The organism is Abiotrophia sp. HMSC24B09 (assembly GCF_001815865.1).
GTDB lineage: Bacteria > Bacillota > Bacilli > Lactobacillales > Aerococcaceae > Abiotrophia.
Genome location: NZ_KV822195.1, coordinates 127499 through 141026 on the forward strand (window position 1 = coordinate 127499; position 13528 = coordinate 141026).

10 protein-coding genes and 1 other RNA gene are annotated in these 13528 nt (G+C 47.4%); 9 read left to right on the forward strand and 2 right to left on the reverse strand.

Translation table 11 applies throughout. The annotated features are described in order from the left end of the window. Positions 1 to 2 precede the first annotated feature (2 nt). The 4 genes from HMPREF3093_RS01805 (at position 3) to brnQ (ending at position 5946) form a co-directional block, all read left to right on the forward strand. Positions 3 to 785, forward strand: a complete 783-nt coding sequence (locus HMPREF3093_RS01805; protein ID WP_070755336.1) for a YlmH family RNA-binding protein — start codon at positions 3 to 5, stop codon at positions 783 to 785. A 31-nt stretch (positions 786 to 816) separates the two neighbouring features. Next, positions 817 to 1503 carry a DivIVA domain-containing protein gene (locus tag HMPREF3093_RS01810; protein ID WP_070755337.1) on the forward strand — a complete coding sequence of 229 codons (687 nt, stop codon included), beginning with the start codon at positions 817 to 819 and terminating at the stop codon, positions 1501 to 1503. 256 nt (positions 1504 to 1759) lie between these two features. Then, positions 1760 to 4543 (forward strand): isoleucine--tRNA ligase, encoded by a 2784-nt coding sequence (ileS, locus tag HMPREF3093_RS01815; protein ID WP_070755338.1) that lies wholly within the window; start codon positions 1760 to 1762, stop codon positions 4541 to 4543. A 65-nt stretch (positions 4544 to 4608) separates the two neighbouring features. Next, positions 4609 to 5946, forward strand: a complete 1338-nt coding sequence (gene brnQ / locus HMPREF3093_RS01820) for a branched-chain amino acid transport system II carrier protein (RefSeq protein WP_070755339.1) — start codon at positions 4609 to 4611, stop codon at positions 5944 to 5946. Between the two features lie 77 nt (positions 5947 to 6023). Here the strand turns inward: brnQ and ssrS are convergent. Further along, positions 6024 to 6213, reverse strand: a non-coding RNA gene (gene ssrS, locus HMPREF3093_RS01825) — 6S RNA. Between the two features lie 47 nt (positions 6214 to 6260). Next, positions 6261 to 7535, reverse strand: coding sequence for a replication-associated recombination protein A (locus HMPREF3093_RS01830; RefSeq protein ID WP_070755340.1), 1275 nt, complete (start codon positions 7533 to 7535; stop codon positions 6261 to 6263). A 151-nt stretch (positions 7536 to 7686) separates the two neighbouring features. Between HMPREF3093_RS01830 and HMPREF3093_RS01835 the strand changes: the two genes are divergently transcribed. The 5 genes from HMPREF3093_RS01835 to HMPREF3093_RS01855 all read left to right on the forward strand — a co-directional run bounded on the left by HMPREF3093_RS01835 (position 7687) and on the right by HMPREF3093_RS01855 (position 13415). Beyond that, a complete protein-coding gene (locus HMPREF3093_RS01835; RefSeq protein WP_257244459.1) occupies positions 7687 to 8847 on the forward strand; it encodes a cysteine desulfurase family protein in 1161 nt (386 codons plus the stop codon). Positions 8848 to 8866: 19 nt separating this feature from the next. After that, a complete protein-coding gene (locus HMPREF3093_RS01840) occupies positions 8867 to 9202 on the forward strand; it encodes a hypothetical protein (RefSeq protein ID WP_023390931.1) in 336 nt (111 codons plus the stop codon). Positions 9203 to 9323: 121 nt separating this feature from the next. After that, complete coding sequence (gene mnmA / locus HMPREF3093_RS01845; protein WP_070755341.1) at positions 9324 to 10451, forward strand: tRNA 2-thiouridine(34) synthase MnmA; 1128 nt, start codon at positions 9324 to 9326, stop codon at positions 10449 to 10451. Then, a complete protein-coding gene (locus HMPREF3093_RS01850; protein WP_070755342.1) occupies positions 10444 to 10860 on the forward strand; it encodes a GNAT family N-acetyltransferase in 417 nt (138 codons plus the stop codon). Before mnmA ends, HMPREF3093_RS01850 begins: the two co-directional genes overlap by 8 nt. A 35-nt stretch (positions 10861 to 10895) precedes the next feature. Beyond that, complete coding sequence (locus HMPREF3093_RS01855; protein WP_070755343.1) at positions 10896 to 13415, forward strand: SF1B family DNA helicase RecD2; 2520 nt, start codon at positions 10896 to 10898, stop codon at positions 13413 to 13415. The last annotated feature ends 113 nt before the right edge of the window (positions 13416 to 13528 follow it).

Consider the following 13528-nt stretch of genomic DNA (forward strand, 5'->3'; position numbering starts at 1 on the left):
CCATGAAAGAGGGTATATATCAACATTATCGTAAAGAGGAGCAGGCCTTTATTGACTATGTACTAGAACAGATGGCCTATGCGGCTAGTCGCTATTGTCCGGTAACTAGTTACTTTGTGACTCCGCGCGAAGCCCTGATTGCCCAGCAACTGGCTAATGGACAAGATGAAGTTCAATTAGCCTGCCAAGGCGGTTTGCCAGGCGCTGAACGTCAAAGACTGGTTTTTTATCCTCAGTATTATGATTTAGAAACTAGCGACTTCCAGATTCAAGCCTTGAAGATTCACTTTCCGCAGAAATTTGCTAATATTCGACATGGTTCTATCCTAGGTTCCCTCCTGGGGGCTGGCTTAGAACGCAACCGAATCGGGGACATCATTACCGATGGACAGGACTGGCAGGTACTAGTGGATGCCAAGATTGCGCCTTATGTTTGTCAAAATGTGACTAAAATGGGAAATGTCGGGGTAAGGCTTGAATATATCGAGCCTGATCAGGTTCTGTCGCCACAAGTCCTCTGGGAAGACCAGACGGTCATTACCACGTCATTAAGGCTTGACACTATGCTGAGTAAAGTCTATAATTTTTCTAGACAGCGTGCAAAAGAAGCCGTCTTAGGGGGCTTGGTCAAGGTCAATTATTTAGAAATTAATCGACCAGATTTTGAGCTAGAGGCAGGCGACTTTGTCTCGCTTAGGAAGTTTGGGCGTTTTCAAATCGATGCCGAGGAAGGGCTAACCCGCAAGGACAATATTCGTCTTAAGGTTAAGGTTCTAGTCGTCTAAGGAAGAAAGCAAGAGCAAAGGAGTGTGTGACATGCCAATTACACCAAACGATATTTTAACCAAAGAATTTAATCGCGAATTTAGAGGCTATGCAAAAGAAGAAGTCAATGAATTTCTAGATGAAGTGGTTGTTGACTATGAACGGTCTTTAGACCAAGTGGCTAGCCTTAAACGTAAGTTGGCGGAAGCTGAAGAGAAAATCAAGAATTTCGAGAAATTACAAGAATCCTTGAATAGCTCAATCTTGATCGCTAACGAAGCGGCTGAACGCCTCAAACAAAATGCGCGCAAGGAAGCAGAACTCATTATTTATGAGGCAGAACGTGAGTCTGATCGTATCATCGCTAATGCACATGATACCGTCAACCACTTGGCTAATGAAGTGGAACTCTTACGTCATAATGGACGCAACCTTCAGTTCGAAATGCAACGCATGTTGACTCAACAACTAGATTTAATCAAGTCTCAAACCTTTGAACAGGAGATTGCTTTTGCAACACCTGCTAGCGAAGAAAGCCAGGCTGAAGAACGTAGTTCTGAGCGTGTGGCTGCCTTAGAGCAAGAGGTAGAGACCCAAGTCACTTCAGATGTTGAAGAATTTGTCCATGAAACTCAAGGAAACTTAGAAGCTAAGGTAACACCTGATAAGGATGACCAAGCTTCTGTTGAAAGTATCTTGGGCCAAACCATTAAAATTGAATTACCAGAAATGATGTAAGACCACCATCACCTCTATACATCCCCAGCGATCTAGGAAGGGTGCAAGCCTAGAGTTCCCTATAGGGTAGATGATCAGCTTACCTATAATGCTCGGTGAACTTAAGTAGCCGGTGCCGCTTAAAGAGCGTTATCATGTAAGAGAATTTGTATGACTACAAATAAAATTGGGTGGTACCACGTTGCGACGTCCCGTTCCGGGGCGTCTTTTTATATTTTTTTGTAGTTAATACTGTCAAGAAAGGAATATTGTCAATATGAAACTAAAAGAGACCCTCAACCTTGGTCAAACCGATTTCGCCATGCGGGCAAATTTACCAACTAAAGAAGTCGTCCTACAAAAAGAGTGGGAAGATGCGAATATCTATCAACAAATCCAAGCTAAGAATGCTGATAAGCCAACCTATGTCCTCCACGATGGGCCTCCCTATGCCAACGGTAAAATCCACATGGGTCACGCCCTCAACAAGATTAGTAAGGATATTATTATTCGCTCTAAATCCATGTCTGGCTTCCGGTCGCCTTATGTGCCAGGTTGGGACACACATGGTCTGCCAATCGAATCTGCCCTGACCAAGCAAGAAGGGGTTGACCGCAAGTCCATGTCTGTGGTCGAATTCCGCAAACTCTGTCAAGAATATGCCCTACGCCAAGTAGAAGGCCAAAAGGCTGACTTCAAACGCTTAGGTGTGACAGGTGAGTGGGACAATCCTTACTTGACTCTAGCTCCTGAATACGAAGCGGCACAAATTCGCATTTTCGGTCAAATGGCGGCAAAAGGCTACATCTACAAGGGATTGAAGCCAATCTATTGGTCACCATCCAGTGAATCGTCCTTAGCAGAAGCCGAAGTGGAGTATGCAGACGTAACTTCTCCTTCTATCTATGTGGCTTTCAAGGTCAAAGACGGCAAAGGCATTGTACCAGAAAAAGCTGAGTTCGTAATCTGGACCACCACGCCTTGGACTCTTCCTGCAAACTTAGGGATTTCAGTGAGTCCTGTGGCTAGCTATGCCCAAGTCAAAGTGGGAGACCGTCATTTCATCGTAGCTCAAGACTTGCTGGAGTCCTTAGCTCAAACCCTCAACTGGGAAGATTATCAAGTAGAGGCTCACTATCAAGGGAAGGACTTTGACCGACTCACTGCTTGGCATCCTTTCTATGAACGGGAGTCCCTACTCATGGTGGGAGATCACGTAACCCTAGATGCAGGGACTGGTTTGGTACATACCGCTCCTGGTCACGGGGAAGACGACTACCATATTGGTAAAGCCTATGGTTTAGATATTCTGTCCCCATTGGATAACCAAGGTCACTATACTCATGAAGCCCCTGGTCTTGAAGGTATCTTCTATGCAAAAGGCAACAAACTAGTAGTGGAATTACTCAAGGAAAAGGGTGCCCTGCTGTCTTACTCTGAATTTGTCCACAGCTACCCGCATGACTGGCGGACTAAAAAACCTGTTATTTATCGGGCGACACCACAGTGGTTTGCTTCTATTGATAAATTTCGTGAAGAATTGCTTGAAGCAATTGAAACACAAGTTAAATGGTACCACCCATCAGGCCAGCCACGTATCTACAACATGATTCGTGACCGAGGTGACTGGGTCATCTCTCGTCAACGGGCATGGGGTGTACCACTTCCTATCTTCTATGCTGAAAATGGGGAAGCTATCTTAACAGCTGAAACCGTTGAGCATGTGGCAACTTTATTTGAAACACACGGTTCTAATGTCTGGTTTGAACGTGATGCTAAGGATCTCTTGCCTGAAGGCTTCACGCATCCTAGCAGTCCAAATGGTAAATTCACCAAGGAAACTGACATCATGGACGTATGGTTCGACTCTGGGACCTCTTATGCAGGGGTTTTAGAAGCCAGAGATTATCTGACTTTCCCAGCAGACCTCTACTTGGAAGGGTCTGATCAATACCGTGGTTGGTTCAACTCAAGCTTTACCACTTCGGTTGCTGCTAAGGGTGTGCCACCCTATAAGGCGGTGCTGTCTCAAGGCTTCGTCTTAGACGGTAAAGGTAACAAGATGAGTAAGTCATTAGGTAACGTTATTGTGCCGGAAGAAGTCATGAATGAGCTTGGGGCTGATATTATCCGCCTATGGGTTCTCAGTGTGGACTCAGAATCAGATGTACGGATTTCTAAGGACATCCTCAAGCAAATTGCTGAGGCTTACCGTAAAATTCGGAATACCATCCGCTTTATGTTAAGCCATGTGTCAGACTTTGACCCAAGCAAGGATACTGTAGCTTTTGAAGACTTACGTCCAGTTGATCAATACATGACAGCTAAGTTTAAGCTCGTTGTTAACGACCTTTTAAGTGCCTACGATAAGTTTGAATTTGCTAGCATCTATAAGAAGGTTATCAACTTCATGACGGTTGACTTGTCTGCCTTCTACTTGGACTTTGCTAAGGACGTCCTCTATATTGAAGCTCCCAATAGCTTACCACGTCGTCAAATGCAAACCGTCATCTACGGCATCTTGCGTGACCTCTTGCCACTCTTAACACCAGTCCTCTTGCACACCATGGAAGAAGCCTGGAAGGAATTACCAGGGGTTGAAGGCTATGTTCAGTTAGCAGAATTCCCTCAAGCAGTCGATGGGACCGCTTATCAAGCGCTGGTGGATCAATGGAAACTCTTCTTCCATGTCCAACAAGGGGTTCAAAAAGCCTTAGAGGAAGCGAAAAATGCTGAGCAAGACCCAATCAAGAAATCTTTTGAAGCAGCTGTGACCCTCTATGTCAATGAAGAACAAGCCAATGCCTTAAAGGCCTTGAGTCAAGATTTAGATCAATTACTCATTGTCTCTCATCTAGACTTAGTGACCACGCCGGCACCAGATTATGCTTTAGTCTTAGAAGACTATGCTGTCTCTGTTAGCCGAGCACAAGGTCATGTCTGCGAACGATGCCGGGCAGTCCGTCCGGAAGTAGGAACGATTGCGGAGGCCCCAACCCTTTGCCATCGTTGCCACCAGATTGTCAAAACGCATTACCCTGCTTACTTTGAAGCAGAATAATAAAAAAGTAAGTAAGAGCAACATTCCTTTCGGATGTTGCTTTTGCTTGAAATGGAGTATGATAAATGAGCAAAAAGCTTCAGTCTAAAGACGCCCTATATTTGGGTTCCATGCTTTTCGGTATGTTATTTGGGGCCGGGAACTTGATTTTCCCAGTTCACCTAGGACAAGAAAGTGGCGCTCAGGTAGGACCAGCTGTGGTCGGACTTTTGATTTCAGCCATCGGCTTGCCTTTCCTGACCATTCTCGCTATGGGGATGTCTAAGAGTAAGAGTGTAACCGAGCTAGCCAGTCGTGTCGGTAAAAAGTTCAGTGTGATTTTTACGGTCCTGCTCTATCTGGTAATTGGTCCTTTATTTGCGGTGCCACGCTTGGCAAGTACATCTTATACTATTGGGGTAGCCCCTTTTATCGAGTCGAGTCACCAGGGACATGGTCTTCTAATTTATTCCCTCATCTTCTTCCTAGTAGCGGGCTTTCTATCCTTGAATCCAGGTAAGATTCTAGATTATATTGGCAAAATTCTTAACCCTGCCTTTTTACTGGTTTTAGGGCTACTCTTGACTCTGACAGTCCTCAATCCAATGGGGCAAGCTGGGCAAATGATGGCCCAGGGGCGCTATGCTCAACAAGCAATGGCGACAGGCTTTCTGGAGGGGTATCAGACCCTGGATGTGCTAGCGGCCTTGGCTTTTGGGATTGTCATGATTCAAGCTATGAATCGTTTAGGGATTCAGGAGCCGGGCGAACTGGCTAGCGGCATGGTCAAATCCGGAGCCATTAGTATCCTCTTAATGGGCCTAATTTATGGGCTCTTGGCCTATGCTGGGGCGACTTCCTTGGGGCACTTCTCCTTGAGTGCTAATGGTGGGATTGCACTAGCTCAGATTGCTAATCACTATCTCGGTTCAGCAGGTAGTATCCTCTTGGCCTTAATTGTTATTCTGGCCTGCCTTAAGACAGGGGTAGGGCTTCTGACCGCTTTTTCGGAGGCAATGGTGGACCTATTCCCTAGTCTGGATTACAAGCATTACTTACTGGCGGTTAGCCTCTTGGCTACTCTTATCGCTAATGCCGGTTTGACTCAGATTATTGCTTGGGCCGTTCCGGTGCTCATGTTTCTCTATCCTCTGGCGATTGTCCTAGTCATGGTCACCTTACTGTGCCGAGGTCGGGCAATCGACAGCCTTTACTACCAATGGGCTATGGCACTGACAGGGATAGTGGCGCTAATCGATGGCATTCAAGCCATGCCAGAGCTAGCTTGGGTACTACCACTGAAAGCATTAGCTTCCACATTCGCTACTTATTTGCCCCTGAGTGGCCAGAGTCTAGGTTGGATTGTACCTAGCTTCTTGGGTTTGGCTATTGCACACTGGCAAGTGAGACGGAAAGTATCATAAAAAAATAAGTGAAAGAGCTTGGGCAAGCCCCAAGCTCTTTTTCTATATAAAAAAGAGGGCAGGAACCCTAGTTCCTACCCAAATCCGTTAGTGCCGTTTGGTCATATAGATGTTTTGAACCCGCAATCTAAGCAGGTGGGCACCTAACGCCTAACCGCTGACTACCAAGTGAAAAGGCCTGTCATAAGTCAGCCGAGTTGGTTCCCTATATCTAAAGAAAAATGTTCGGTCAACACAGTGTATATGTCACGTACACCACAGATTTTCTATACTTTTATTATAGCACGACTTGCTAAATTTGCAAGTAAGCGCTCTTATTTTTTGAGGATTTCTTTAACTTTTTGGTAGTAGTGAGCCAAGGCTTCTTCATACTTACCGCTAGGGTCTGCTTGGAAGAACTGGTGATGAGCTAACTCCTTAGGCAAATATTCTTGAGCTACGATATGACCAGGATAGTCGTGGGGATAGCGGTAGTCAAGTCCTCGACCCAACTTGTCAGCGCCTTGATAGTGGCTGTCCCGCAAATGGTCTGGGACAGGGGCGACTTGTCCTTGGTCAATCGCAGCCATAGCAGACTTGATAGCACGATAGCTAGTATTGGATTTTGGACTCAAGGCTAGGTCGATGACTGCAAAACCTAAGGGAATACTGGCTTCTGGCAGACCTAGCTTTTCAGCGGCTTGAATGGCCGCAACCGTTCTTTGTGTGGCAGCTGGGTGGCCTAGACCAATATCCTCATAGGCAATCACTAGCAGGCGACGGCAGGCAACCGTCAGCTCACCGGCAGTCAGTAATATGGCTAGGTAATAAAGGGCAGCGTCGACATCACTGCCGCGGATGGATTTTTGTAGGGCGGAGATGACGTCGTAGTGGGCGTCACCATTCTTGTCGTGTTGAAGGCGGCGACGTCGCAAGCAATCACTGGCCACTGCCATGTCGATGATAATTTGCCCATTTTGGTCCGGTTCAGTTGACAGGACTGCCAGCTCTAAGGCGTTAAGGCTGGTCCGAATATCACCGCCCGAAACTTGGGCAAAATGTTCTAGAACGCCATTCTGGACTTGTACAGGGTACTTACCGAGCCCACGTTCTTGATCGGCTAAGGCCCGAGTCAAACCCATGCAAACCTGCTCAGGACTGAGAGGCTTGAGTTCAAAAATTTGCACCCGACTTCTAATGGCGGGGTTGATGGCGATATAGGGGTTCTCGGTGGTCGCCCCAATCAGAATAATCCGACCGCTCTCCAGATGTGGTAGTAGGAAATCCTGTTTGGTGGTGTTTAATCGGTGAATTTCATCCAAGAGTAAGATAAGGGTGCCAGAAAATTTGGCTTCTTCTACTACTTGTTCCAGTTCTTTCTTACCATCGGTGGCCGCATTCAGGGTTCGGAAGGCATAACGAGTCGAACCTGCAATAGCGCTGGCAATGGAAGTTTTGCCGATACCGGGCGGTCCGTAGAGAATCATGGAAGTCAGGCGCTTGGCTTGCACCATGCGCTGGATAATCTTACCAGGGCCAACAAGGTGCTCCTGGCCAAGAATATCTTCCAGTTGACGAGGGCGCATGCGATAGGCGAGTGGTTGAAGCATGGGAGGCCTCCTTTCAATCAATTATCTGCCTATTCATCATACCGCAAAAGGCCTGAGGAGACAAATCTTCTGACTAAACTTATGGATAGGCGAAAGGCTAGGAGTGTGCTATAATAAGAAGGAAAGTCTAGTCTGAGAGGAGGAGGCCAAGGTGGCTATTTATCTTGATTATGCAGCGACAACACCTGTTCGTCCAGAAGTTGTCGAAACGATCACAAGCTCCTTATCCCAACTTTATGGGAACCCCTCTAGCACTTATCAATTGGGCAAGTCTGCCAAGTATGCTCTCAATCAGGCTCGCGAGGCCATTGCCAAAGATTTGGACCTAGCCTCAGCTTCTTGCCTCTACTTCACGTCAGGGGCGACGGAAGCCAATAACTGGGCTATCTGGTCTCAGACTCAAAGTGCTCTAGCAGTTGGTAAAGCTCGCCACTTGGTGGCTTTGGCTGTAGAACATCCCTCTGTGGATTTAGCGCTCAAGCGATTAGAAGAACAGGGCTGGACCATTTCCTGGATTCAACCCCAAGATGGGGGCAGTGACCAGGACCTGATTGACCAATTTCTAGCGGCTAGTCAGGAAGATACTAGTGGCTGGGTAGCCATGGCGGTCAACAATGAAGTAGGCGCCATTTACCCCATTCCTGGATTGGCACAAGAAGCTCGTCAGCGCGGTTATTTTTTCCATGTTGACTTGGTTCAAGGGATTACCAAACTACCTTGGCAACTAGACCAGATAGCCACTTCTTGGAGCCTATCGGGCCATAAGCTGGGTGGGCCTAAAGGAATCGGCTTACTCTACTTCCAAGCATGGCAAGATCAACCATGGCTGCAACCTTACTTGATAGGTGGCGGGCAAGAATCTGGTATGCGAGCTGGAACTGAGAATCTAGCCTATATTCAGGGCTTGGCTCAAGCTATCCATCTATCTCTAGCAGAAGCGGAGCAGCGACAAGCGCATTTGGCAAACTTGGAAGCTTACTTCTTGGAGGAGCTAACTCGAGCAGGAATTGATTATCAAGTCAACCGTCCTCAGGCTCATCATTTGCCAGGCTTCCTTAATCTCTGGCTCAAAGGCCTCAAGGCTAGTCAGGTCCTAATCCATTTAGATTTGGCTCAGATCTATGTTTCGGCTGGCTCAGCCTGTTCGGCAGGTAGTCTAGAACCTAGTCGAGTCCTTAAGGCTTACTACCCTGACCAGGAAGACCGGCAGCGTGAAAGTATGCGTCTGACCATGGGTTTGGACGTGACGCAAGCGGACTTAGACCAAGTGGTCAAACAACTTGGCCTCTTAAAAGCAAGACAACAAAAGTAAACAAGAAAGGCGATGAATTATGGCATTCACCAAACAAGCAACCTTAAAAGGTTTTAACCGTACCTTCGAAATCAATCCAGCCTGCAAACCTTATACTTTGCGGGATAATGGCTTTACCGAGTCAACTGGCGGTAACTTCCAATACAAACGTCCTCTAGATAGCCACCACCGTGATGGTTTGGTGCTCAAGGTCTTGGTGAACAAGGACTTGAAGACTCTCAAAATCTCAACCGTTAATAACAAGGGTTTAACTGCTGTCGATGTGACCAAGTTAGCTCATAATGAAATGGTTGTAGAGAAGATTAACTTTATCTTTGATGGCTTTGTTGAGCGTAACGTTTTAACTGAAGTCTAGCCTAAGTGGGGAGAACGAGAGAGTGCTTTCGTTCTCTTCTTCTGTTATCAATTAAGCACACATGTCAGGATGCTCTGCCTTCCACGGAGTTATCCATAGAGAGAAAGAAAGGAAAAGAACAATGTCAACAAATGGAAAACGTGTCGTTTTGGGTATGAGCGGAGGCGTAGATTCTTCTGTCGCTGCCTTGCTACTCAAGGAGCAGGGCTATGAAGTCATCGGCCTCTTCATGAAAAACTGGGACGATACTGACGAAAATGGTCACTGTACAGCGACTGAAGACTACCAAGACGTAGTCAAAGTCGCGGAGAAAATTGGAATTCCCTATTATTCTGTTAACTTCGAGAAAGAATATTGGGATCGGGTCTTTGAATATTTCTTACGCGAATATCGGGCGGGGCGTACGCCTAACCCAGATGTGATGTGTAACAAGGAAGTAAAATTCAAGGCCTTCCTAGATTATGCCATGGAATTAGGGGCGGACTATATTGCCATGGGGCACTATGCCCGTTCGGAGCGAGATGAAAATGGGGTAGTCCACCTCTTGCGTGGCCTGGATAATAATAAGGACCAAACCTATTTCCTTAGCCAACTATCCCAAGCCCAACTCCAGAAAGCCCTCTTCCCTTTGGGCCATTTGCAGAAGTCTGAAGTCCGTGCCTTAGCAGAAAAGGCCGGCTTGGTGACTGCCAAGAAGAAGGATTCAACCGGTGTCTGCTTCATTGGAGAACGGAATTTCAATGAATTTCTTTCCAACTACCTACCCAATAAACCGGGCAAAATGGTGACCCTAGATGGTCAGGTCAAGGGCGAGCACATGGGGCTTATGTACTATACCATTGGCCAACGCCAAGGCTTAGGGATTGGTGGCGGTGGCACTAGCAATGAACCTTGGTTTGTCATTGGTAAGGATCAGACGACGCAAACTCTCTATGTAGGTCAGGGCTTCCATCATCCAAATCTCTATTCAGACTATCTGACGGCCAGTGAAGTATCCTTTACAGCGCCTAATTTGTCAGATGTGCCAGAAGAATTCCATTGTACGGCCAAGTTCCGCTACCGCCAACAAGATATTGGAGTGACGGTTAAGCTTAGCCAAGATAAGACTCAGGCGACTGTTATTTTTGATGAACCAGTCCGGGCCATTACACCGGGGCAGGCAGTAGTCTTCTATGATGGTCAAGAGTGTCTAGGTGGCGGGCTGATTGACGCGGCCTACAAAGAGGGGGTGCAACGTCAGTATGTCTAAGGCACAACTTCGCTGGACTGAAACGATTCCGACTGTCCAAGACTATCTTGATTTGCGGATTGCCACAGGCTTGGGGGCTAAGCCCCCTCAAGAAGTGGCTGAACGTGCGCTAGCTAATTCCCTCTATATGATTTGTGCCTACCAGGGTCAGCGGCTGGTTTGTTTTGCCCGGATTGCTGGGGACGGTGCCTTATCTTATATCATCAATTCGGTCATGGTGGCACCTGAATTCCAAGGTCAAGGACTGGGTAAGGCCCTGATGCAAGCTGTCTCGGATTGGCTCATAGCGAATGCAGATGCGTCTGCTTATGTTTGCTTGATGGCCAAGGAACCGGCCGACCAACTCTATCAGCAGTTTGGTTTTCAAGCTATTCCAGGCAATATTGGGATGCGGTGGATTAAGCCCTAAGTCTCATCTTATAGCGTTAAGAAAGGAGGCCGCTTATGGCTGAGCAAATACATTTGATTGGCGAAGTTGAGTCGGTCTTCTTCGAAAACCCACAGAATCTTTATAAGGTGCTAAGGGTGAAGGTGTTAGAGTCCGACAGCGACCTAGTAAGCGAGGACTATGTTACCTGTACGGGTCAATTTGCAGCCTTGCATCTCGATACGGCCTATGAATTCTTTGGCCAAGTGACCGTTCATCCGCGTTATGGCGAGCAATTTGCGGTTAGTCGCTACCAACAAGTAGCGCCAACCTCTGAGGCTGGTCTAGTAGAATTTCTTTCTAGTGCCCGCTTCACTGGGATTGGTAAAACTCTAGCCCAAAGGATTGTGGATCAGCTGGGATTGGAAGCCATTGATTTAATCTTGCAAGATCCTGACTGCCTCAAATCGGTCAAAGGCCTAACACCAGACAAACGCCAAGTGCTAGCCCAAACCTTGCTCCAACATCAGGGGACTGAACGCATCTTCTTGCAGCTAACAGAGTGGGGTTTTGGACCTAAGCTAGCGGATAAAATTTATCAGACCTTCAAGGATCAAACGCTGGCTACGATTGAGGATAATCCCTACGCCCTAGTAGCCAAGGTAGAAGGGGTTGGCTTCAATAAGGCTGATGCCTTGGCTGAGCAACTAGGTATTGAGGCTGACGCTGTCACGCGTTTGGTGGCAGGTCTCTATACGGCCGTATCTGAAGTTTGTTTGCGGGCAGGGGACACCTATGTCCAGCGGCCACGCTTGCTGGCGCTTGCTACCAAGATTCTAGAACGTAGTCGCTCTTATCTGATTGAGGAAGAGCGCCTAGCAGAAGCCTTGGACTTGGCTATCTTGGAAGGGACACTCTATTCCTTGGACCAGGGGATTATGTTGCCAAGTCTCTATCACGCGGAAATGGGAATCGTCCGACGTATTAGTGACTTCTTCCAGTATGAAGAAGTAGAGACTTTCAGCAAGGCAGAAATTGAAGGCAAGCTAGATCAAGTAGCCCGCGAGACGGGAATCGACTATGATGAAACGCAACGCCAGGCCATGATCCTAGCCTTGCAATCGCCACTTTCCGTGATTACAGGTGGTCCAGGTACGGGGAAGACGACCTTGATACGGGGAATTTTGACGCTTCACCGGCTCTTGCATGGCTATCATCAGGGCGATGTGACCAATCCTTATCAGACTGGCCCCGTCCTGTTAGCCGCCCCAACAGGTCGAGCAGCCAAGCGTATGCAGGAAATGACCGATATCCCTGCTTCAACTATTCATCGACTGATTGGGTTCAATCGTGAGACCACAGTGGAAGGTTTTGATCCGACGCCACTGGAAGGTCAGCTACTGGTAGTGGATGAAATGTCAATGGTAGACACCTGGTTAATGAATTGGCTCTGGATGGCCATTGGCTACCGAATTCAAGTTATTTTGGTAGGGGATAAGCATCAATTGCCTTCGGTCGGGCCAGGTAAAGTCTTTTCAGATTTGATTGAGTCTGGGGTGATTCCTACGATTAGTCTGACTAAAATCTATCGCCAAGCCCAAGATAGTTCCATTATTCAACTAGCCCATCAGATTCGACAGGGGCGCCTACCGCAGAACCTAATGGAGAGACAGCCTGACCGTTCCTTTATCCCATGTAAGACCCAGCAGGTAGCCCAAGTGGTGGAACAGGTGGTAGGCCACGCCTTGACTAGGGGCTTTGATGCCAATACCCTGCAGGTTTTAGCGCCTATGTATAAGGGGCCTGCGGGTATTACGGCCCTCAACCAACTCTTGCAAGGGCTCTTCAATCCGCCTAGCCGCAAGAAACCTCAGCTAGAGTATTTTGACCAAATTTTTCGTCTGGGAGACAAGGTGCTTCAGTTGGTCAACAATGCGGAAGAAGGCGTCTATAATGGGGACATCGGGAAAATCGTCGGTGTCTTCTCAGCACAGGCGTCTAATAGCGGGAGCGAAGAGGTCGTGGTAGCCTTTGATGACGATAAGGAACTGACCTATCGACGGTCAGATTTCGATCAGTTGACCTTGGCATACTGCTGTTCGGTCCACAAATCCCAGGGGAGCGAGTATCCCTTAGTTATTCTACCTCTGGTCGATGCCTACTATCGCATGTTGCGTCAGGACTTGCTTTATACAGCGGTCACCCGAGCACAGGCAAGTTTGGTTTTGGTGGGGGACCCGGACGCTTATGTCCAAGCGGTTAGTCAGAATCGTGATCCACGCCGTACCAACCTGAAGGACCTGCTAGAAATTAAATTAGCTGGGCTGACGCAGGGAGAGAAGGTAGAGCAAGAGCTATCGTCAGGAGAGAGCCAAGTTTTAGGCCTAGATGCTGAAAAAGTTGAAGTTAGTGCAACAGACCAGGCCTCGCCTCAAGCTAGTCCTGCGACAAGTGTTTCGGTTGCGGTTCAATCAAGAGACTTGGCACCTAAGCAGCAAGAGTCCTTCCGCTTAAGTCAGGATTTGATCGACCAAATTGATCCCATGATTGGCATGGAGGGAATCAGCCCTTACGACTTTGAGAGTCAGCCTTGCTAAAGTCCTTTATTCTTAGCGAATAAGGGGCTTTTTTCATGCTTTGAGTTTGTGAAATAAACGCTACCAAGTGCAAAATAATTGTCTATTCTACTGAGCATGATATAATCTAGATA